Source organism: Streptomyces triticisoli (assembly GCF_003270085.1).
GTDB classification, from domain to species: Bacteria; Actinomycetota; Actinomycetes; order Streptomycetales; family Streptomycetaceae; genus Streptomyces; species Streptomyces triticisoli.
The window spans coordinates 35,066-56,070 of record NZ_QFDQ01000002.1; the positions used below are offsets into that span (position 1 = coordinate 35,066).

At 72.3% G+C, this 21,005-nt stretch carries 21 protein-coding genes and 1 riboswitch; of the genes, 15 read left to right on the forward strand and 6 right to left on the reverse strand.

Annotated features, from left to right (window positions below; all coding sequences use genetic code 11):
• Positions 1-11 precede the first annotated feature (11 nt).
• From DEP02_RS00490 to DEP02_RS00505, 4 genes are all read left to right on the forward strand, one after another.
• Positions 12-935, forward strand: coding sequence for a universal stress protein (locus tag DEP02_RS00490; protein WP_112465307.1), 924 nt, complete (start codon positions 12-14; stop codon positions 933-935).
• Complete coding sequence (locus DEP02_RS00495) at positions 935-1,819, forward strand: universal stress protein (RefSeq protein WP_112465309.1); 885 nt, start codon at positions 935-937, stop codon at positions 1,817-1,819. Before DEP02_RS00490 ends, DEP02_RS00495 begins: the two co-directional genes overlap by 1 nt.
• 241 nt (positions 1,820-2,060) lie before the next feature.
• Complete coding sequence (locus DEP02_RS00500) at positions 2,061-2,939, forward strand: universal stress protein (protein WP_112465310.1); 879 nt, start codon at positions 2,061-2,063, stop codon at positions 2,937-2,939.
• A 103-nt stretch (positions 2,940-3,042) separates the two neighbouring features.
• Positions 3,043-4,518, forward strand: coding sequence for a bifunctional aminoglycoside phosphotransferase/ATP-binding protein (locus tag DEP02_RS00505; RefSeq protein ID WP_112465311.1), 1,476 nt, complete (start codon positions 3,043-3,045; stop codon positions 4,516-4,518).
• A gap of 830 nt (positions 4,519-5,348) precedes the next feature.
• On the opposite strand, the gene DEP02_RS00510 is transcribed toward DEP02_RS00505, so the two are convergent.
• From DEP02_RS00510 to DEP02_RS33195, 3 genes are all read right to left on the reverse strand, one after another.
• The gene (locus DEP02_RS00510) at positions 5,349-5,645 is read right to left on the reverse strand and encodes a hypothetical protein (protein ID WP_112465312.1); all 297 of its coding nucleotides are present in this window, start codon (positions 5,643-5,645) and stop codon (positions 5,349-5,351) included.
• A 107-nt stretch (positions 5,646-5,752) separates the two neighbouring features.
• A complete protein-coding gene (locus DEP02_RS00515; RefSeq protein WP_198668232.1) occupies positions 5,753-6,580 on the reverse strand; it encodes an SPFH domain-containing protein in 828 nt (275 codons plus the stop codon).
• 231 nt (positions 6,581-6,811) lie between these two features.
• Positions 6,812-6,958 (reverse strand): hypothetical protein, encoded by a 147-nt coding sequence (locus DEP02_RS33195; RefSeq protein ID WP_157977346.1) that lies wholly within the window; start codon positions 6,956-6,958, stop codon positions 6,812-6,814.
• A gap of 107 nt (positions 6,959-7,065) precedes the next feature.
• Here DEP02_RS33195 and DEP02_RS00520 point away from each other — a divergent pair, with 107 nt between their 5' ends.
• On the forward strand, positions 7,066-7,791 hold the full coding sequence (locus tag DEP02_RS00520; protein ID WP_112465313.1) for a lysophospholipid acyltransferase family protein: 726 nt from the start codon (positions 7,066-7,068) through the stop codon (positions 7,789-7,791).
• A gap of 72 nt (positions 7,792-7,863) precedes the next feature.
• On the opposite strand, the gene DEP02_RS00525 is transcribed toward DEP02_RS00520, so the two are convergent.
• Positions 7,864-9,462: an alpha/beta hydrolase gene (locus tag DEP02_RS00525; RefSeq protein WP_198668233.1), complete on the reverse strand. Its 1,599-nt coding sequence runs from the start codon at positions 9,460-9,462 to the stop codon at positions 7,864-7,866.
• 534 nt (positions 9,463-9,996) lie between these two features.
• Positions 9,997-10,210, forward strand: a riboswitch (cyclic di-AMP (ydaO/yuaA leader).
• A 3-nt stretch (positions 10,211-10,213) separates the two neighbouring features.
• Between DEP02_RS00525 and DEP02_RS00530 the strand changes: the two genes are divergently transcribed.
• A complete protein-coding gene (locus DEP02_RS00530) occupies positions 10,214-10,687 on the forward strand; it encodes a C40 family peptidase (protein WP_112465316.1) in 474 nt (157 codons plus the stop codon).
• A 60-nt stretch (positions 10,688-10,747) separates the two neighbouring features.
• Here the strand turns inward: DEP02_RS00530 and DEP02_RS00535 are convergent, their stop codons facing one another.
• On the reverse strand, positions 10,748-11,206 hold the full coding sequence (locus DEP02_RS00535; RefSeq protein WP_112465331.1) for an ATP-binding protein: 459 nt from the start codon (positions 11,204-11,206) through the stop codon (positions 10,748-10,750).
• A gap of 225 nt (positions 11,207-11,431) precedes the next feature.
• On the opposite strand from DEP02_RS00535, the gene DEP02_RS00540 reads away from it, so the two are divergent.
• Positions 11,432-12,292, forward strand: coding sequence for a helix-turn-helix domain-containing protein (locus DEP02_RS00540; RefSeq protein ID WP_112465333.1), 861 nt, complete (start codon positions 11,432-11,434; stop codon positions 12,290-12,292).
• A gap of 34 nt (positions 12,293-12,326) precedes the next feature.
• On the forward strand, positions 12,327-12,557 hold the full coding sequence (locus DEP02_RS00545; protein WP_112465318.1) for a DUF397 domain-containing protein: 231 nt from the start codon (positions 12,327-12,329) through the stop codon (positions 12,555-12,557).
• Positions 12,558-12,610: 53 nt separating this feature from the next.
• Here the strand turns inward: DEP02_RS00545 and DEP02_RS00550 are convergent, their stop codons facing one another.
• Positions 12,611-13,738, reverse strand: a complete 1,128-nt coding sequence (locus tag DEP02_RS00550) for an 8-amino-7-oxononanoate synthase (RefSeq protein WP_112465319.1) — start codon at positions 13,736-13,738, stop codon at positions 12,611-12,613.
• A 306-nt stretch (positions 13,739-14,044) separates the two neighbouring features.
• Between DEP02_RS00550 and bioB the strand changes: the two genes are divergently transcribed.
• From bioB to DEP02_RS00580, 7 genes are all read left to right on the forward strand, one after another.
• Entirely contained in the window at positions 14,045-15,181 is a 1,137-nt protein-coding gene (gene bioB / locus DEP02_RS00555) for a biotin synthase BioB (protein WP_112465321.1), read from the forward strand.
• Positions 15,174-16,463, forward strand: a complete 1,290-nt coding sequence (locus DEP02_RS00560) for an adenosylmethionine--8-amino-7-oxononanoate transaminase (RefSeq protein ID WP_112465322.1) — start codon at positions 15,174-15,176, stop codon at positions 16,461-16,463. The genes bioB and DEP02_RS00560 overlap by 8 nt, the downstream gene beginning before the upstream one ends.
• Position 16,464: 1 nt before the next feature.
• Positions 16,465-17,193 (forward strand): dethiobiotin synthase, encoded by a 729-nt coding sequence (gene bioD / locus DEP02_RS00565; RefSeq protein ID WP_157977347.1) that lies wholly within the window; start codon positions 16,465-16,467, stop codon positions 17,191-17,193.
• 35 nt (positions 17,194-17,228) lie between these two features.
• The gene (locus DEP02_RS33200) at positions 17,229-17,369 is read left to right on the forward strand and encodes a hypothetical protein (RefSeq protein WP_157977348.1); all 141 of its coding nucleotides are present in this window, start codon (positions 17,229-17,231) and stop codon (positions 17,367-17,369) included.
• A 682-nt stretch (positions 17,370-18,051) separates the two neighbouring features.
• On the forward strand, positions 18,052-18,726 hold the full coding sequence (locus tag DEP02_RS00570; protein WP_112465324.1) for a class I SAM-dependent methyltransferase: 675 nt from the start codon (positions 18,052-18,054) through the stop codon (positions 18,724-18,726).
• Between the two features lie 171 nt (positions 18,727-18,897).
• Complete coding sequence (locus DEP02_RS00575; protein ID WP_112465326.1) at positions 18,898-19,737, forward strand: ABC transporter ATP-binding protein; 840 nt, start codon at positions 18,898-18,900, stop codon at positions 19,735-19,737.
• A gap of 5 nt (positions 19,738-19,742) precedes the next feature.
• Positions 19,743-21,005: ABC transporter permease (locus DEP02_RS00580; protein WP_157977349.1), on the forward strand; the 1,263-nt coding region annotated here is incomplete at its 3' end.

A 21,005-nucleotide genomic window follows, 5' to 3' on the forward strand; every position in this document is an offset into this window, starting at 1 on the left:
GTGAGGAGGCCATGCAACCCTCTGAACCACAGGCCCGGGTGGTCGTGGGGGTGGACGGCTCGCCCTCGAGCCTGGCCGCGGTCGCGTGCGCGGCTCGGGAGGCCGAACTGCGCAAGGCGGCCCTGCGCGTGGTGCACGCCTTCTCCTGGCCCACGGCGCACACAGCGCTGGACAGGGCGGTCAGCCGGCCCCTGAGGGCACACCTGCTGGAAGCGGCCGACCGCCTGCTGGAGGAGGCCATGGTCCGGGCCCGTGAAGCGGTGCCGGGTGTGGAGGCTCGCGGTGCCGTCATGCGGGGAGAGCCGCTGACCGTACTGGAGGCCGAGTCCCGGGCGGCAGAGCTCGTCGTCGTCGGAAGCCGGGGCCTCGGCGGCTTCGCGGGGCTGCTGGTGGGTTCCACGTCGACGCGGCTCGCCTCTCACGCGCGGTGCCCGGTGCTGGTGGTGCGGGAGCCCGCTGATCCGGCGGGGCCGATCCTGCTCGGCGTCGACGGCTCTCCGGCCGGTGCCGAAGCCGTCCGCTTCGCCTTCGACGAGGCCGGCCGGCGCCGTGCGGGCCTCGTCGCGCTGCACGCGTGGACGACGTGGAACACCCCGTTGCCGCGGCCCGTCAGCCCGGCCCTGCCCTGTGCGAACGAACCCTCCGCGCCGGCCGGCGCGGAGGAACGCCTGCTCGCCGAGGCGGTCGCGGGCATGCGCGAGCGGTATCCGGAGGTGCGCGTGGAGCAGAGGGCCTTGCACGGCCCCACCCGTGAATCACTGATCGAGGCCAGCCGCACCGCTCAGCTCACCGTCGTCGGCTCGCGCGGGCGCGGAGGCTTCGCCGGACTGATGCTGGGATCGGTCAGTCAGGCGCTGCTTCACCACGCGCACGGGCCCGTGGCGGTGGTGCGCGGCCGCGACGAAGAGGACATGCTCCAGTTCGGGAGGCCTTGATGGCTCACACCGATGGCCGAAAGCCGATCGTGGTCGGTGTCGACCCGGATCCGCACAAGCGGACGGCGCTCGCCTGGGCCGCGGACGAGGCGAAGCGACGTCACCTGCCCCTGCTCCTCGTGCACGCGCAGGGGCTGCCGACCGCCGGGTACCGGCCACGTGGCGGGCTTCCTTCCTGGGAGAGCTGGAAGGACGAGTTGCACACGGCCGGTGATCACACCCTCGAGGAAGCCGTCGCCTTCGTCGAGTCCCGGCATCCACGACTGGAGACGTCCGCGCTGCTGGCCGAGGGACCTCCGGCCTGGGTGCTGCGCGAGCAGGCCCGGCACGCGACGGCCGTGGTGGTGGGGTCCTGGCACCTCAGCACCAGGCAGGAGCTGTTCACCTCCGCGGCGGTCGCTCTGCCGCTCGTCGCGCACGCCGCCTGTCCGGTGGTGGTGACGCCCGAGCCGGAGCACGTCACCCAGCAGCAGCCGTACTTCGTGGTCGGCGTGGACGGCAGCGCGCACTCGGCCGCCGCCGTCGACCTCGCCTTCGAGGAGGCCGCACTGCGCGGCGCGGTGCTCAGGGCCCTGTACATCTGGCATCCCCCGGTGCTCGGCGTCCTCGACGAGCACGCGGCCGTTCAGGAGTGCCGTCGTGTCCTGTCGGAGACGACGTCCGGGCGGACCGCCGCCCATCCGGAAGTCGATCTGCACCACGAGGTCGTGTGCGGCCATCCGGTGCAGGTCCTCACCGAGGCGTCCGCGCACGCTCTCGGCCTGGTCGTGGGCGCGCGGGGGCTCGGCGGCTTCAGCGGCATGCTTCTGGGCTCGGTCAGCCAGGGGGTGCTGCACCACGCCCGATGCCCGGTGATCACGGTGCCGCACAAGCACGGCGGGTAGTGCTCTCCCCGCCGCCGTGTGCGCGGGGTGAAGCGGCGCCTCGTACCGCGTTCCACGCCTGCGGCCCCCGCCTGCACGGGTCCACATGCGCCGCGGGAGGGATTGCGGTACTCCTCGAATGAGAACGCACCGTGCTCGGCGTGTCGGCGGCGTCCGGGCCGTCGGCACCATCGGTGTCGGACTCGTTCGCCGTCATTTCCAGCTCCTTGTTCTTGATTCTTACGAGACGGAGGCCGACGCCATGGAACCGGTCGTCACCGTGGGTCTCGACGGCTCACCCGAGAGTCTCGCCGCGGCCCACTGGGCCGCCGAGGAGGCCCAGCGGCGCAAGCTCACTCTCCGTCTGCTGCACGCGTGGCCGCTGCTGGCACCGGAACCGACCCACGTCCCCGCGGAGATCGATCAGAACTACTGGGCGAAACGTCTCGTCCGCACCGCGCGGGCGGAGCTCCGGGCACACCACCCGAACCTGTCCGTCGTCGAGGACCTGGTCGCCGACGACGCCCGGAACGCCTTGCTCGAAGCGGCCTCGGCGGCGGAGTCGGAGATGCTCGTGCTCGGTTCGCGGGGTCTGGAACCCGTCGAGAGCTACTTCCTGGGCGACGTCAGCATGCCCGTCGTGGCGCGGGCCGAGCGGCCGGTGGTGCTGGTTCGCGCCGAAGGCCGACAGCAGGAGCCGCCACTCCCGCCGTCCTCGAGCCGCGTGGTCGTGGCCCTGAAACTGCGCGGATCCTCCGACGACCTGCTCGACTTCGCCTTCCACACCGCTGCCGCCAGGGACGTTCCGCTCCTGGCCGTCCACGGCAGGAGCATGCCACTGCCCGCACATGTGCCCCGGGATGTGGACCACGCCGTCGCCGAAGAGACGACACGGGACGCCCGGCAGCGGCTGGGCGCGGCGCTTCGCCCCTGGCGGGAGAAGTACCCGCAGGTGGACGTGGCCGACAGCGTCCGTCTCGCGAGCCCCGCCCAGGCCGTCGTACGGGCCGCCGAAGGCGCGCTGCTACTGGTCGTCGGCCGACGCCGGCATCGTCCGGGCCTGGCGCCCCACCTGGGTCCCGTGGCGCAGGCCGCCATTCATCACGGGCGCTGCCCCGTCGCCGTCGTTCCTCATGACTGAGCCCGGCCTCCACCCGCAGTCGGCGCGGTCGGTACCCCGGGCCGACCCGTCCGCGCTCCGGCCCGGTGCCCGCCGCGACGGCGGGCCGCTGCCGCGCGCGGAGGTGTGCGAGACCCACACCGCGATCGTGTTCTTCGTCGGCGACCGCGCCTACAAGCTGAAGAAACCGGTGGACGTGGGGTTCCTGGACTACACCTCGGTGACGGCCCGCCGGACCGCTTGCGAGCGCGAAATCGCCCTCAACCGCCGCTTCTCCCCGGACGTCTACCTGGGCCTGGGCGAGATCCGCAGCCCCGGCGTGGAGGAAGCCGAACCGCTCGTGGTGATGCGCCGCATGCCGGCGGAGCGCCGCCTGTCCCGGCTGGTACGGGACGGGGCCGATGTCGACGATGTCCTGCGGACCGTCGCCCGGCACCTCGCCGCGTGGCACGCGAAGGCGCCCCGCGGCCGCGACGTGGACGAGCAGGGCACACGGGACGCGTTGGCATCGCGTTGGGAGGCCGGCTTCGCACAGGTCCGCGCGCTGGCCGCCGACGGCTCCGTGCCCGACGGGGTGGCGGAGACCGAGCGTCTGGTGCGCCGCTACCTCGCCGGCCGCAAGCCGTTGTTCGATTCCCGGATCGCGCAGGGGCGGGTGGTCGACGGCCACGGCGACCTGCTCGCCGAGGACATCTTCTGCCTCGACGACGGCCCCCGCGTCCTGGACTGCCTGGAGTTCGACGACGACCTGCGCCATGTCGACGGCCTCGACGACGCCGCCTTCCTCGCCATGGACCTGGAACAGCTCGGCGCTCCGGAGGCCGCGGCGTACTTCCTCGCCCAGTACAGCGAGTACTCCGGCGACCCCGCGCCTCCTTCCCTGTGGCACCACTACGTCGCCTACCGCGCGTTCGTCCGCGCCAAGGTCTCCCTGATCCAGGCACGCCAGGGCGCGCCGGGCGCACAGGCGGCGTCACGACGGCTGACCTCCACGGCACTGCGCCACCTGCGTTCCTCCACCGTGTGCCTCGTCCTCGTCGGCGGACTGCCGGGCAGCGGAAAGTCCACTCTCTCCGGGGCACTGGCCGACCGGCTGGGCGTCGCACTGCTCAGCAGCGACCGTCTGCGCAAGGAACTGGCGGGCATCCCCCCGGAACAGTCCGCGGCGGCCGGCTACGGCGAGGGGCTGTACACACCCGAGTGGACGGCCAGGACCTACACCACCCTGCTCGATCGCGCGGCCGCCCTGCTGTCCCGCGGCGAGTCCGTCGTCCTGGACGCCACCTGGTCCGATGCCAGGCAGCGCGAAGCAGCGCTGCGCGTGGCCGAACGCGGCAGCGCCGACCTGGTGGCCCTGCACTGCCACGTGCCCGGCGACGTGTCTGCGGCCCGGCTGCGCACACGTGCCCCCGGCGCGTCCGACGCCGACGCCGGCATCGCCACCGCCATGGCGGCCGGGGAACCGCCCTGGGCCGAGGCCCTCTCGGTGGACACCAGTGGTCCGATCGAGTCCGCGGTCACCCGTGTGCTGGCAGCCGTGCGCCCGTGGGGCACCGGCCAGGCCCCGGTCTACCGCCGCCCCCGCATGGAGCCGGACTGAGGTGCGCCGTCACCCCGGGGCCCGCCTGCCCGCGGCGCAGGCCGCTCCCTCTCGCACCCCGTGCGAACCCGCCGGCCACATGGACACCGTCGGCGGGTGACTGCTGCCCGGAACCGGGTGGAGGCGTGTCGGCGCGGCCCGGATGCGCCGCCTGTTCGGACGAGCCGTCCCGGTTCATCGGCCGCCCACGACGCGCATTCGCCGCACACCGAGAACGTCCGCCTCCCCTGGCCGCCGCGGCTCAGGACTCGGCGATCTCGATGTGGTACGGCCTGACCGGCTGCGCCTTGGGCATGGTGATGGTCAGCACACCGCCGGCCGGCGGTGCCTTGGCCTCGTCGGTCTCGTGCAGGTCCGCCGGGGGGGGGAGGCCCCACCGGCGGGCACGACACCGGCTTCCTCCAGGAAGCGGTTCATCCGCTCGAAGAAATCGCCGGACTCGGCGGCGACCGGTTCACCCCGGCCCATCGCGCGGAAGGGTCGTTCCGGGAACTGGCCGGGCCGACGGTGTACGGGCGGTGTCATCGCGGTTCACCCCCGCGGAATGACGGCATTCGGGTTCTTCCATGGTGCGAGTCTCCGTCCCGCCCGGCGCATCAGGCATCGGCCCGCTGTGGCCGCGGCGCCCGGCACCTGCTCCCGGCCGAAGCACGGAATCAGGTGCCCGGTCGACGGCTCGCACCGCACGGACGAACCGCGTACGGCAGCCGTGATGCCGAGTGGCCGTCGGGTCCTGGCCCGCGCGCCCCGCCGCCGTATCGGCCCTGCGGTGCGGCCGGGCCGAGGCGCCGTTGCTCGCCTTGCCTGTCCGAGCGAGCAGGCGCCGCCGTTCAAGACCGTCCCACCACGTCCTCCAGCCGGGGGACGGTGGCACCGCCGCCGGCCTTCACGGCTTCCACCACCGCCTGGTGCAGCTTTCGGCTGTCCTGGTGGCGGGCGCAGGACACCGGGCTTCCGGTGAGGGTGAACCACTGGGAGGTGCCGCTGTACCCGACCGCGACATCGGCCTGCCTGCCATCCCAGGTGGTGCGCACGGTCAGACCGCCCGTGATGACTCCGGCCTCGTCGGTACGGGCGCCTCCCCGCCCGGTGAACACCTCTTTCGTCGTCCATGATGCCCGGTTCATGACCCTCACCCTTCCTCTTCCTCATTGGGGGCGCCTCTTGCGACGGCGCCCGCCACGGCCGTGTTGCCGGCGTACCGGGCCTCCCCGAACTGTTCTGTTCCCCCGGCTCACCTCTTGACGGGGCCGCCGCTTGCCACCGGCTGCCTGCGCGGGCCCAGGTCCGGCACAGCCGCGGTGACCTTTCCGTCTTCCCCTTCGACGAACCCGGGCAGAGTCCGGGCGCTTTCGAGGAACTGGGCGGGAAAGACGATCGTGGAGTTCTTCTCCGCTGCGATCTCGGCCAGGATCCGCAGGTTGCGCAGTTGCAGGGCGATGGGATGGTCGCTGATGACGTCGGCGGCCTCGGCGAGGCGGTCGGCGCTCAGGGTCTCCCCCGCAGCGGCGATGACCCTGGCGCGCTTCTCACGCTCGGCCTCGGCCTGGCAGGACACGGCCCGTTGCACGGCGGCCGGAAGCTCGATGTCCTTCAGCTCCACCAGCAGCACGTACCCGCCCCACTGCCGGGTGAGACCGTCGAGGACCTCCTTGATCCGGGTGTTGAGCGTCTCGGTGTCGGTGAGGACCTGGTCGAGCAGGGAACGGCCGACGACGTTGCGCACGGTGGTCCGGGCGATCCGACCGATCGCGGTCGACACGTCCTCGATCTCCACGAGGGACTTCACCGGGTCGACGCGCCGGAAGCAGGCGACAGCGGCGACGCCGGGGGAGACGTCGTCCCGGGTGATCACCTGCTGGGACGGGATCGGCAGGGTCACCGTGCGCAGCGTGACCTTCCACATCCGGTCCGCCGGGGGAATCGTGAACCGGATGCCCGGATCACGCACACCGCGCAGCTTCCCGAAGCGGAACGCGACGCCCCGCTGGTGCTGCCGGACGATCGCGGCACCGAGGTTCGCCACCGGTCCCACCTCCTCCGTCAGGAGTCCTGGGTTCATGGTGACTCGACCGTCCTGACTCCGACCGGGGCCACCAGTCCCGTCGGCGAAGGCCGATCGGCCCATACCGCGCCCGTTCGGCGACCACCGCGGGCACCTGGATGCACGTACGCGAGGCCCCTGGAGGGGCCGTTCCGACAGTGGCCGCGTCGGGTCGGCGTGAGGGGTGGGACCGGACGGCGGGAGTGATGCCGCAACCGGCCGGGCGGTCCGTGGTCCGCCCGGCCGGTCTCACCGCGGTCCCCTCTCGGTGCGGGGCGGCCGGCGCAGCTGGTCGAGCGCCTGCTGGAAGGCGGCGGCGGGCCGGCCCACCACCACCGACACCCCCACCCAGGGCGCGGGCGAAAGCCGCAGGGCGGCATGAGCCCGAGCGAACACGGTTACAGATGAATACAGGTGCACGTGAGCCGACTCCCGTGGTCCTGATGACCTTGACCTGGGGAAGTCCCGGATCCAGGCGGACCTGGTCGCGTTAGGGGCGAGCCGTGTTCTACTACCTGCTCAAATACGTCCTGCTGGGACCGCTGCTCAGAACGGTCTTCCACCCCCGGATCGAAGGGCTGGAGCACGTGCCGGCGTCCGGTCCGGCCATCGTCGCGGGCAACCACCTGTCGTTCTCGGACCACTTCCTGATGCCCGCGATACTCAAACGGCGCATCACCTTCCTGGCGAAGGCCGAGTACTTCACGGGACCGGGCCTCAAGGGCCGGCTCACCGCCGCCTTCTTCCGCAGCGCCGGGCAGATCCCGGTCGACCGCTCCGGCAAGGAGGCCGGTCGGGCCGCCATCCGGGAAGGGCTCGGGGTACTGCGCGAGGGCGAGCTCCTCGGCATCTACCCGGAGGGCACCCGATCGCACGACGGCCGTCTGTACAAGGGCAAGATCGGTGTCGCGGTCATGGCGCTCAAGGCCGGGGTGCCGGTCGTGCCGTGCGCGATGATCGGCACCTTCGAGGCCCAGCCGCCGGGCCGGGTCGTCCCGCACATGTACCCGGTCACGATCCGCTTCGGCAAGCCCCTGGACTTCTCCCGCTACGCCGGACTGGAGAACGAGAAGGCGGTCCTGCGCGCCGTCACGGACGAGATCATGTACGCCATTCTGTCGCTGTCCGGGCAGGAGTACGTCGACCGGTACGCGGCGGTGGTCAAGGCGGAGCAGGCCGAGGCGAAGGGCGAGAAGGAGCGCAGGTTCCCGCGCTCACCGCTCGGCTGACCGCCACGGCACCGCACACGGAGAAGGGGCGGCCGGGCGTCCCGGCCGCCCCTCGTCACGTACGGCCGCCCGCTATGGCTTCGGCGTGGCGTGCGGAGCGCAGGTCACGTCCTCCCGGTCCAGCCTGCCGGTGAGCAGGTAGGCGTCCACCCGGTCGTTGACGCACGGGTTGGCCAGGCCGGTGACGCCGTGGGAGCCCGCGTCCTTCTCGGTGATCAGGCGGGAGCCCTTGAAGCGCTTGTGCAGTTCGACGGCGCCGGCGTACGGGGTGGCGGCGTCCCGCTCGGACTGCACGATCAGCACCTGCGGCAGGCCCTTGCCGGTCCTGACGTTCACCGGGGTCCGCTGCTTGACCGGCCAGGTGGCGCACGGCAGGTTCATCCATGCGTTGGCCCAGGTCATGAACGGCGCGGTCCGGTGCAGCCGCGTGTTGTCCCGGTCCCACTTCTGCCAGCTGGTGGGCCACTTGGCGTCGGTGCACTCCACGGCCGTGTAGACGGCGTTGCCGTTCTCCGAGGAGATGTTGCCCGCGGTGTCGGACAGGTCCGGGGCGGCCGCGTCGACCAGCGCCTGGGTGTCACCGGCGACGTACTTGCTGAACACCGTCGCCACCGGCACCCACGCGGAGTCGTAGTACGGGGCGCTCTGGAAGAAGGAGATCAGCTCGTTCGGGCCGACGACCCCGCCGATGGGGTTCTTCTTGGCGGTGGCGCGCAGTTCCAGCCACTTGGCCTGGACCTCGGCGCGGGTGGTGCCCAGGTGGAAGGTGGCGTCGTTCCTGGCGACCCAGTCCTGCCAGTCCTTCCAGCGGACCTCGAAGGCCGTGTTCTGGTTCAGGTTGGCCTGGTACCAGATGTTCTCACGCGCCGGGTTGACGACGCTGTCGACGACCATCCGGCGCACGTGGTCCGGGTACATCGTGCCGTAGACGGCGCCGAGGTAGGTGCCGTAGGAGACGCCGAGGAAGTTGAGCTTCTTCTCGCCGAGCGCGGCGCGGATGACGTCCATGTCGCGGACGGTGTTCGCGGTGGTCATCTGCTGCAGCATCGTACGGCCGGTGCGCTCGTAGCAGCCCTCGGCGTACTCGCGGGCCAGCTTGCGCTGGACGCGCTTGTCGGCCTCGGAGTCCGGCACCGGGTCCGGCTTGGGCGCCTTGGCGAACTCCTGCGGGTCCGTGCAGGAGATGGGCGCCGAGTGGCCGACACCGCGCGGGTCGAAGCCGACGAAGTCGTAGGCCTTCGCCACGTTGGCCCAGATGGGGTTCTTGGAGGTGACCCGGGCCGGGAAGCGCAGGCCCGAGCCGCCCGGTCCGCCCGGGTTGTAGACGAGGGCGCCCTGGCGTTCCTTCTTGGTGCCGGTGTTGCCGATGCGGTCGACGGCGAGCTTGATCTGCTTGCCGTACGGCTTGGCGTAGTCGACCGGCACCGAGACCCAGCCGCACTGGATGGGCTTGGCCAGTCCCCAGTCGGCTGGGCAGTCCTGCCAGTCGATCCCGGCCCTGGCGGCGCGCTCCGCGGCGATCGCGGCGCCGCGGGCCTCCCGGTCCTGGCCGTAGCGGTTCTCCGCACCGGCGGCGGGCGTCGCCATGGCGCCGGCCATCAGGGTCGCCGTGACCAGCGCACCGGCCGAACCGAGCGCCACCGCCCGGTCCTTCGGTCTCATGTCCCTCAAGTGGGACCTCCCCGTACATCGTTGCGAATTGGGTACGGGGGATCCTTACGGCTGCGAGGTCCCCGGGAACAGGGGGCACTGGCCTTCTTTGCCAATCCGATAACCGGCGCGGCGAGTCCCGCTGAGCGGAACTGATCATCCGTCACCTCGACTCGGCCGGCCTACCGGCCGTCAGCCCTCCGTCGGATGGCAGGAGTTGACGCATCAACAGACTCCGTACGCCGTCGGCGAGAACGAGTCCTGTGGGCATGAGTCGGAACGGAGCAAATGACGTACCTCCTTTCAGGTAGGTTCACCTCCTTTTTCGAGGCCCTTCCGGTTGCGCGACCCGCCTCCCCGGATGGCGGAACGGGACGTTCCGGTGCTGGTCCGGGAGTCGTCACGGGAGGAGACAGCCGTTCGAGCGCGAGGGTGTCCACCCGAACGGCTGAGTGGTGAGTAACAACACAAATCCCCGGTTCTGTTGGGATTTTCGGACATGCGTGGGTGAAGATCCGTGTCTGACGACAAGCCCCCGCCACAGCGGCGGGGCGGTCCGGGCGGACGCCGAATCCTGCCGCCGCCCGGACGACCGGTCGACACCAGTGGATCGGCAGGAGTGGAGGACCCGAGCACGACGGGTCGCCGGAACGGTCACGCCATGGCCGGCCCGAGCAGCCCTTGGGGTGAAGCCGCGGCAACGCGGCCGGGCAACTTCGCCAGCCCGAATCCGACAGGTCATCCTTCACAGGCGGCTGACGAAGGGTTGCGCATGACTTCGCTCAATCGTGTCCCGTCACTGATGGCCCGGGCCGGCACGGCCTCGGCCCTGACCCTGGCCGCCGTGGGCGGTTCGATCGTGGTTCCTGGCATGGCCTCCGAGGCCGCGGCCGCGGCACCGGCCACGAAGGCGCTTCGGATCGCGGCGTCCAAGAAGGGCTCCCCCTACCAGTGGGGCGCCACCGGGCCGCGGAGCTTCGACTGCTCCGGCCTCACGCTGTACTCGTTCAAGAAGGTGGGCAAGAAGCTGCCCCGCACGGCGGCCCAGCAGTACAACAAGACCCGTCACATCTCCGCGAAGAGCCGCCGCGCCGGGGACCTGGTGTTCTTCCACTCGGGCTCGTACGTCTACCACGTCGGCATCTACGCCGGTAAGGGCAAGATCTGGCACGCCCCGAAGACCGGGGACGTGGTGAAGCTGCAGAAGATCTGGACGAAGAACGTCTGGTACGGCCGGGTCCGCTGACCCGCCCGGACGCGGTGGCGGCGCCCTGAGGCGCCGTCACCGCCCCGGGCTCCGCACGCGCTACGGTTCCTGCCGCCCCGCGGCCGTGACCGGCCGGGCCGGGACCGTCCACGGAAGCTCGATGCAGACCGTCTTGCCGCCCTCCCGGGTCCGCCGCACGGTCAGCCTGCCACCGCACTCGGCGGTGAGCCACCGGATGATCACCAGGCCCCGGCCGTTGTCCTGCTGGACGGCGGCCGGCAGTCGTTTCGGAAATCTCGGATGGCTGTCGGTCACCCCGATACGCAGGTGTTCGTCACGCACGAGGGCGAGGTCCACCGTGAAGGTGGGCGACTGCCCGAGGGTGTGCTGTACGGCGTTGGTGGCGAGCTCGGAGACGATGAGCCGGACGGTCTCGGCGGCGTCCGTGTCCGGCGGCAGGCCCCACTCCTCGAGGGTGCCCACCACGTAACCGCGGGCCGCGGAGACCGAGGCGGGATCGCTCGGCAGAGTGACGGATGCTTCCAGATGGTCTGCCATGGCGAGGTCGGCCCTTTCCCAGGCGATCGCAGTCCGACACGAGCGGGTGGGTTCGAGTACGGTCCCGGACTGGTGCTTCGCCGCCAGATTGCCATCACCGCACCGGTCCTGCGTGGCGATCCACCAGATATGCATATATCTGTCGCTCGATGCGGTGAACTCTGCGACGACAGACCGTATGTGAAGCGAGTCATGTGGAGCGTTCGGATGAGTGAGGAGCAGTCCATGCAGCACGGTCCCGCGGTACGCCGCCGGAAACTGGGCGCCGAACTGCGCGCGCTGCGCACCGGTGCGGGTCTCACCAGCGGTCAGGCGGCCCGGCTGGTGGGCTGGCACCAGTCGAAGGTCAGCCGGATCGAGACCGGCGCCAGCGGGGTGAAACCGGCCGATGTGCGGTTACTCCTGGACGCGTACGCCGTCCGGGACTCCCAACTGCGCGAGTTGCTGCTGGTGCTGGCGGGGCTGGACGACGACGGCGGCCGGCACCACTGGTGGCACGCCTACCGGGGCGTACTGCCGCCGACCTACCGGGACTTCATCAGCCTGGAGTCGCAGGCGAGCGGGATGCGCACGCTGGAGACCTCGGTCGTTCCCGGGCTGCTGCAGACCCCCGAGTACGCGCGCGCGGTCACCCGGGCCGTCGTGGACGGGCTCGACGGCGGCCGGCTGGACGCGCTGGTGGAGGTGCGGCTGGCCCGCCAGGACGTGCTGCACGCGCATCCGCCGCTGGAGCTGGACGTGGTGCTGGACGAGGCCGTGCTGCGCCGGGAGGTCGGCGGGCCCGAGGTGATGGCACGTCAGCTGGAGCGGCTGGCGGAGGCGGCGCGACTGCCCCAAGTACGGCTGCAGGTACTGCCGTTCGCCGCCGGTGAGCACATCGGCGTCACCGGGCCTTTCGTCATCTTCTCATTTTCGAGCACTTCTGATCTTGACGTGGTGGTCATCGACCACTTGACGAGTAGCCTCCACCTCGAACGGAAAGAAGACCTGGAGGCCTACGCCGAGGCCTTCGACGCTCTTCGGAGCCACGCTCTTCCGCCCGAGGACTCGTTGGATCTCATCGCCCGGACGCGCCGGGACACCTGACGGCGCACCACCGTTCACCGCGTAAGGAGGCACCATGTCCGCTCTGCCTCGGCACGTACCTTCCAGCACCGATCTGCACGGCGCGCTCTGGTTGCGCAGCAGCTACAGCACCGGAGCCAACAACTGCGTCGAGACGGCCCGGCCGTCCGCGGGGCCCTGGGCCGGGCTGCTCGCCGTGCGCGACTCCAAGGACCCGGCCCGGCCGGCGCTGCTCTTCTCCCCCGAGAGCTGGGTGGGCTTCACGGCCGCGGCGCACGGCCTCTGACGCACGATCCGGTCAGTTCCGCATCCGGCGACGCACGGCCGTGTCACGCCGACTCATGGCCGCGTTTCGCCGATCACCCGTACAGCGCGTTCGATCTGCGCCCCGGAGAGGTCCGCGCGGGCGGTCAGCCGCAGCCGTGAGATGCCGTCGGGCACGGAAGGAGGACGGAAGCAGCCCACGGCCAGCCCGGCCGCACGGCAGTCGGCCGCCCAGTGCACGGCCCCCTCCGGGGACGGCGCGCGCACCGAGACCACCGCGGCGTCGGGGCGTACCGAGTGCAGACCCGCGGCGGTCAGGCGCGCGTGGAGTTCGTCGGCCACCTCGCGCGCGCGTGCCGCCCGCTCCGGTTCGCGGCGCAGCAGCCTCAGCGCCGCCAGGGCCGCCCCCGCGGCCGCGGGGGCGAGGCCCGTGTCGAAGATGAACGTCCGGGCCGCGTTGACCAGATGGTCGATCACCCGTGCGGGCCCGAGGACGGCTCCGCCCTGGCTGCCGAGCGACTTCGACAGCGTGACGGTGACGACCACGTCACCGGCGCCCGCCAGCCCCGCCGCGTACGCGGCACCGCGGCCGCCGGCGCCCAGCACGCCCAGCCCGTGGGCGTCGTCGACGACGAGACCGGCGCCGTGCTCCCGGCAGGCCCCGGCGAGCTCCGCCAGCGGGGCGGCGTCGCCGTCGACCGAGAACACCGTGTCGGAGACGAGGACCGCCGGGCCCTCGTGCGTGCCGAGCGCCTTGCGCACGGCCTGCGGGTCGGCGTGCCCGACGACCTGCGTGATACCCCGGGCCAGCCGGCAGCCGTCGATGAGCGAGGCGTGGTTGCCCGCGTCGGAGACGATGAGCGAGCCGTGCGGGGCGAGCGCGGTGACCGCGGCGAGGTTGGCGGCGTATCCGGAGGAGAAGACCAGCGCCGCCTCGAATCCGCAGAAATCGGCCAGCTCGCGCTCCAGCTCGGCGTGCAGCTCGGTGGTGCCCGTGACCAGCCGGGAGCCGGTCGAGCCGCCGCCCCAGGCGCGCGCCGCGTCCGCGGCCCCCGCCGTGACCTCCGGATGGCGGGCCAGCCCCAGGTAGTCGTTGCTCGCGAGGTCCAGCAGCGGCGACTCGGCCGGGCGGGGCCGCAGCGTCCGCACGAGCCCGGACCGGCGGCGTACCTCGGCCTGCTCCTCGATCCAGCCGAACGCCATGGGTCCTCCGGGGCTTTTGCAGTGCAGTGCACAGACCCTAGCCCCGGAGCCAGCCACCCATGGTGTGGCAATATCCACACGTCAATGCGTGTGGATTTGTGGAGACTCTCCTTGGCCCCGGACAACCCCGTAGGACAGGATCGACTCTCGTGACTCCGCTCCCCCACCCGAAGGAGGGGGGCTTCCAACCCAAGGGTTGCGGTCCAGCCCGAACCGGTCCCTTGCGGGACAGGCGGAAACTACCACAAATTCAGGAAGCGATTCCCCCCACCGGCCGAAGCCGGTGGTTCCCTCGCTAGGAGATCGATGGACCTGCTGAACACGCTGGTGGACAAGGGGCTCCGGCGCGAGTCGCCGACCCGGGAGGAAGCTCTGGCCGTGCTGGCCACCTCCGACGACGACCTGCTCGACGTGGTGGCCGCGGCCGGAAAGGTGCGCCGCCACTGGTTCGGCCGGCGCGTGAAACTCAACTATCTCGTCAACCTCAAGTCCGGCCTGTGCCCCGAGGACTGCTCCTACTGCTCCCAGCGGCTCGGCTCGAAGGCCGGCATCCTCAAGTACACCTGGCTCAAGGACGACGAGGCGTCCAAGGCCGCGGCGGCCGGGCTGGCAGGCGGTGCCAAGCGGGTCTGTCTGGTGGCGAGCGGACGCGGTCCGACGGACCGTGACGTGGACCGGGTCTCCCAGACCATCAAGGCCATCAAGGAGCAGAACGAGGGCGTCGAGGTGTGCGCCTGTCTCGGACTGCTCTCCGACGGCCAGGCCGAGCGGCTGCGGGAGGCCGGGGCCGACGCCTACAACCACAACCTCAACACCTCCGAGGCGACGTACGGCGGCATCACCACCACCCACACCTACGCCGACCGGGTGGACACTGTGAACAAGGCGCACGCGGCCGGGCTGTCCGCCTGCTCCGGGCTCATCGCCGGGATGGGCGAGAGCGACGAGGACCTGGTCGACGTGGTCTTCTCGCTGCGCGAGCTGGACCCCGACTCCGTTCCGGTGAACTTCCTGATCCCGTTCGAGGGAACGCCGCTCGCCAAGGAGTGGCACCTGACCCCGCAGCGCTGCCTGCGGATCCTGGCGATGGTGCGGTTCGTCTGCCCGGACGTGGAGGTGCGGATCGCGGGCGGCCGCGAGGTGCACCTGCGCACCATGCAGCCGCTCGCCCTGCACCTGGCCAACTCGATCTTCCTCGGCGACTACCTGACCAGCGAGGGCCAGGCCGGCAAGGCCGACCTGGAGATGATCGCGGACGCCGGGTTCGAGGTGGAGGGCACGGACCAGGTGACGCTGCCGGAGCACCGGACCTCCGGCGGCTGTCACGAGGGTGGCGTGTGCGGAACCTCCGCGGACTCCACCCCCTCGGGGAACGAGCCGCGCACGGACCTCGTCGCCGTACGCCGCCGGGGCGCCGGAACGGACGTCGCGCCCAATGCCTGACCTGTCCGGCCCGGGCGTGGCCGAGCTGCTGGAGCTCGACCGGCGGCACGTGTGGCACCCGTACGGGCCCATGCCCGGCCGTCAGGAACCGCTCGTCGTGGAGTCGGCGAGCGGGGTGCGGCTCAGGCTCGCGGACGGCTCCGGCGAACTGGTCGATGGCATGTCGTCGTGGTGGGCGGCGATCCACGGCTACAACCACCCGGTGCTCAACGAGGCCGCGCGGGAGCAGCTGGCACGGATGAGCCATGTGATGTTCGGCGGGCTCACGCACGAGCCCGCCGTCCGGCTCGCGAAGCTCCTTGCCGACATCTCGCCGGACGGCCTGGAACACGTGTTCCTCGCCGACTCCGGTTCGGTGTCGGTCGAGGTCGCGGTCAAGATGTGCCTGCAGTACTGGCGTTCGCTCGGCCGCCCGGACAAGCGGCGGCTGCTGACCTGGCGGGGCGGCTACCACGGCGACACCTGGCAGCCGATGTCCGTGTGCGACCCCGAGGGCGGGATGCACGAGCTGTGGACCGGTGTGCTGCCGCGTCAGGTCTTCGCGGACGCGCCGCCGGCCGAGTACGAGGAAGCGTACGCCGACCATCTGCGGGAGATGGTCGAACGGCACGCCGGTGAACTGGCCGCCGTGATCGTGGAACCGGTGGTGCAGGGCGCGGGCGGGATGCGGTTCCACTCCCCCGCCTATCTGCGGGTGCTGCGCGAGGCGTGCGACGCGCACGACGTACTGCTGGTGTTCGACGAGATCGCGACCGGCTTCGGGCGCACCGGCGCGCTGTTCGCGGCGGAGCACGCCGCCGTGACGCCGGATGTGATGTGCGTGGGCAAGGCGCTGACCGGCGGCTATCTGACGATGGCGGCGACGCTGTGCACGGCGCGGGTGGCGGAGGGGATCTCGCGGGGCGAGGTGCCGGTGCTGGCGCACGGGCCGACGTTCATGGGAAATCCTCTGGCGGCGGCCGTGGCGTGCGCGTCGGTCGGGCTGCTGCTCGGCCAGGACTGGCGCGCGGAGGTCAAGCGGATCGAGGCGAGCCTGCGGGACGGGCTGGCCCCGGCGGCGGAGCTGCCCGGGGTGCGGGACGTGCGGGTCATGGGCGCCATCGGCGTGGTCCAGCTCGACCGTCCGGTGGACATGGCGGCGGCGACGCGGGCGGCCGTGCGCGAGGGCGTGTGGCTGCGGCCGTTCCGGGACCTGGTGTACACGATGCCGCCGTATGTCACCGGTGACGCGGATGTGGCACGGATCGCGCGCGCGGTGTGCGCGGCGGCGCGGGAGGGCTGAGATGCCGGTACTGGTGATCACGGGCACCGGGACGGAGGTCGGCAAGACGGTCACCACGGCCGCCGTCGCCGCGGCGGCCCTCGCGGCGGGACGGTCGGTGGCCGTGCTGAAGGCCGCGCAGACGGGCGTACGGCCGGACGAACGCGGGGACGCCGAGGAGGTCGCGCGGCTGGCCGGTCCGGTGACCGCACGTGAACTGGCCCGCTATCCCGAGCCGTTGGCGCCCGCTACGGCGGCCCGGCGGGCCGGGCGGGCGCCGGTGCGCCCGCACCAGGTGGCCGAGGCCGCGGCCAAGCTGGCCACCGAGCACGACCTGGTGCTGGTGGAGGGCGCGGGCGGGCTGCTGGTCCGCTTCGACGAGTCGGGCGGCACCCTGGCGGACGCGGCGCGGCTGTTGCGCGCCCCGGTCCTGCTGGTGGCCTCGGCCGGCCTGGGCACGCTGAACACGACGGAACTGACGGCCCGTGAACTGCGTTCCCGCGACCTGGATCTGCTCGGCGTGGTGATCGGCAGCTGGCCGCCCCACCCGGACCTGGCCTCCCGCTGCAACGTCACCGACCTTCCCGGAGCAGCCGCCGCTCCCCTTCTCGGCGCTCTCCCCGCCGGCGCCGGCACCCTCCTCCCGGCCGTCTTCCGGGCGACGGCCCCCGACTGGCTGGCCCCCCGCCTCAACGGCGGATGGGACGCGGAGACCTTCACGACGCGGGAGGCACCGCCGCCGTTCGCATAGGCGGCGGACCGCCTGCCGGGACCGTCCCGGCAGACGTGCGCGGCAGGCGTGCGCGGCACCGGTCCTCGGCGTCCGCACACGCGGGCGCGCGCCGCGTGGAGGACGAGGTCCGTTCCCTCGTCGTACTCGACGTCTCCCGCGTCTGCCGCGTCTCCCGCGCGCGGGCGCGCGCCTGAGCCGGCCAGGAGGACGGTGCCTGCCCCGACAGGCACGCACACACCGGGGGCCACTGGCTCCCCGGGCACGGACACACGGGCCCACTCGGCCGGAGCGGCAGGCCCCGCCCCGAGCGGGTGTGCGTCGCACATGCGGCCCACAGTGCGGACCGACCTGCCACAGAACCGGCGGCTCGCCGAGCGGAACGGCATCCGGCCCGGCCGGGCACCCTGCCGGCCCCGTCGTACGGTCGCCCTCGGCGGGCACGCGCGCCGAGCCCCGGTACGAGCACGACAGACCGGGACCGGACACAGCCCCCGCGGGCCCGGACAGGTCTCAGGGCGGTACAACCCCGCGCGCGGACGGCAGACACGGGCCGGAGCGCACCTGCACGGACGCGCGTGCAGCGGTCCGCACGGGCACGCATGCGGCCCACGGGCCTACGGACCTACGGACCTGCGGCGGACCCGCGGCTCGGCGAGCCGGACAACGTCCGGCCCCGGGTGCCCGGCAATCTCCGGTGAACGGCCGGCCGCGGCGGGCGGCCCCGTGTCGAGCCCAGCGGGCTCAAGGCGGATCGAGGCGGCATCCGGTCCGGCGCACGGGTGACATGCCAGGACGCACGGTGCCCGGCACGCGTGTGCGTGCCGGGGGTTTGCGCGGGGGACACTCTCCGTAAGCCCGTCCGTCCAGGAGGTTGCCATGGTGTCGCGGTCCGCGCGGGACGCCGTTCGTCATCCGGTGTTCGCCCGCTACTACGCCCGGGTCAGCGTGGCCGCGGAGAGCCGGATGGGCATGGCCGGGGTGCGTCGGCGGCTGCTGGGCGGGCTGTCCGGGCGGGTGATCGAGATCGGCGCGGGGAACGGGCTGAACTTCGCGCACTATCCGGGCACCGTCGCGGAGGTCGTCGCGATCGAGCCGGAGCGGCTGCTGCGGCAACGGGCCCTGGAGGCCGCCCTGCGCGCCGGGGTCCCGGTCGACGTGGTGCCGGGCCGTGCGGAGGCGCTGCCGGTGAAGAGCGAGGCGTTCGACGCCGTGGTGTTCTCGCTGGTGCTGTGCAGCGTGCGCGACCTGCCGCGCGCGCTCGCCGAGGCGCGGCGGGTGCTGCGGCCGGGCGGTGAGGTGCGGTTCTTCGAGCACGGCAGGGGCGGCGGCCGGGCGATGACCCTCACCCAGCGCGCCCTGGACCGCACGGTGTGGCCGCTGCTGGCCGGCGGCTGCCATCTGGCCCGCGACCCGGTCGCAGCCCTGCGGGACGCCGGCTTCGAACTCGGCCCCTACCGCCGGATGCTGATGCCGGAGAAGGGGCCGGCCCTGCCCACCTCGTACTGCGCGCTGGGCACCGCCTGGCGTCCGGTCTCCGCCGACCGCGGCTGATCAGACGGAGGGTGCCCCTTACACCGATATCCGGGGCCCGTCCTGCGGGTGGAGCCCGCGCTCGACCCAACGGGGGATACCGGCTGTGGGCCCGCTCACACTACCCTCGGCGGGGGACAAACCAGTCACGAGCCGGGACGTATCGGACGAAGCACCCTCAGGGAGGCCGTCGTGTCCACAGCTGCTGCGGCGCCGGGCCAGGCGTCGGCCGACGGGATCGCGGCCCGCGCCCGTGGGCTGACCAAGGCGTACGGGTCGGGCGAGACCGCCGTGCTCGCGCTGGACTCGGTGGACGTCGACATCGCGCGCGGCCGTTTCACCGCGGTCATGGGCCCCTCCGGTTCCGGCAAGTCCACGCTCATGCACTGTCTGGCGGGCCTCGACACCGTCTCGGCCGGTCAGGTCTGGATCGGCGACACCGAGATCACGGGGCTGAAGGACCGCGAGCTGACCCGGCTGCGCCGGGACCGGATCGGCTTCATGTTCCAGTCGTTCAACCTCATCCCCACCCTCGACGCACTGGAGAACATCACCCTCCCCATGGACATCGCCGGCCGGAAGCCCGACGAGAAGTGGCTGGACGAGGTCATCGACACGCTGGGGCTGAGGGACCGGCTCAAGCACCGGCCGTCCCAGCTCTCCGGCGGCCAGCAGCAGCGCGTGGCCTGCGCGCGGGCACTGGCCTCCCGGCCCGAGCTGATCTTCGCCGACGAACCGACCGGCAACCTCGACTCCCGGTCCGGCCTGGAGGTGCTCGGCTTTCTGCGCGACGCCGTCGACAGCCTCGGGCAGACCGTCGTCATGGTGACCCACGACCCGGGCGCCGCCGCCCACTCCGACCTGGTGCTCTACCTCGCCGACGGGCGGATCGTGGACGAGATGGAGCACCCGACCGCGGAGGCGGTGCTGGAACGCATGCGCCTGTTCGCCGGGGGAAGCCGGCGGACCCCCGGTCTGGAGGTGGTCCGCGGCCGGTTCGACGGTGACGATGTCGCCGTCGAGGGGGCCTGACCGGAGTGCTCAAGGCGACCCTGCGCAGCTTCCTCGCCCACAAGGGGCGGCTGTTGCTCTCCGCCCTGGCCGTCATCCTGTCCGTGGCCTTCGTCACGGGCAGCCTGATCTTCTCCGACACCGTCACCCGCACCTACGACCGGCTCTTCGCCTCCACCTCCGCCGATGTGACGGTGGGGCCCGGGCAGGACCTGAGGTCCGCCGTGCCCACCGGCGTGGTGCGGACGGTGCCCGCCTCTCTCGCCCGGCGAGTGGCCGGGGTCGATGGCGTGGCCGCGGTCCACGTGAACGTGGCCGTCCAGAACGCCGTGGTCGTCAACAGCCGCGATCAACCGGTCGGCCCGACCACCGACGCCCCCATCGTCGCCCGCAACTGGGAGGTCACCGGCCACAGCCCGGTCCGGCTGACCTCGGGCCACGCCCCGCACGGCGACGGCCAGGCCGTGCTGGACGCCGACACGGCCCGGCACACGGACGTGAGGATCGGCGACACGCTGACCGTGCACGCACGGCCGGGCACCTTCCGGGTGCGTGTCGTCGGCATCGCCACGTTCACCACCACCAATCCGGGCGCCGCCCTGCTCTTCCTGGACACGCCGACCGCGCAGACCAGGCTGCTCGGCTCCACCGACCGTGCGACGAGCATCTCGGTCGACGCGGCCGGGGGCGTGACCGACGCCCGGCTCAAGCACCGTATCGGCCAGGTGATCGGCACCGGCGCCTACGACCTGAAGACCGCCGGCGAGCAGGCCGAGTCCGCCGCCGCGAGCCTGGGCGGATTCCTCAGGATCATCAAGTACGTCATGCTCGGATTCGCCGGGATCGCGGTGCTCGCCGGGGTCTTCCTGATCGTCAACACCTTCGCCATGCTGATCGCCCAGCGCACCCGCGAGCTGGGCCTGCTGCGCGCCCTGGGCGCCGACCGGCGGCAGGTACGACGCTCGGTGCTCATGGAGGCGGTGCTGCTCGGCCTGGTCGGCTCCACGCTGGGTCTGGTGGCCGGGATCGGCATGGCGGCCGGACTGATCCGGCTCCTGAGCGCCTTCGGCATGAACCTGAGGACCACGGAGATGGTCGTCGGCTGGGTCACGCCCGTCGCCGCGTACCTCGTGGGCGTCGGGGTCACCTTCGTGGCGGCCTACCTTCCGGCCCGCCGCGCCGCGGCCGTGTCGCCCATGGCGGCCCTGGCGGACGCCGAGGTCGCCGGTGTGGGGCGGCCGCTGCGGATGCGCGCGGTGGCGGGTGCTCTGGTGGGGGCGGCCGGCGCC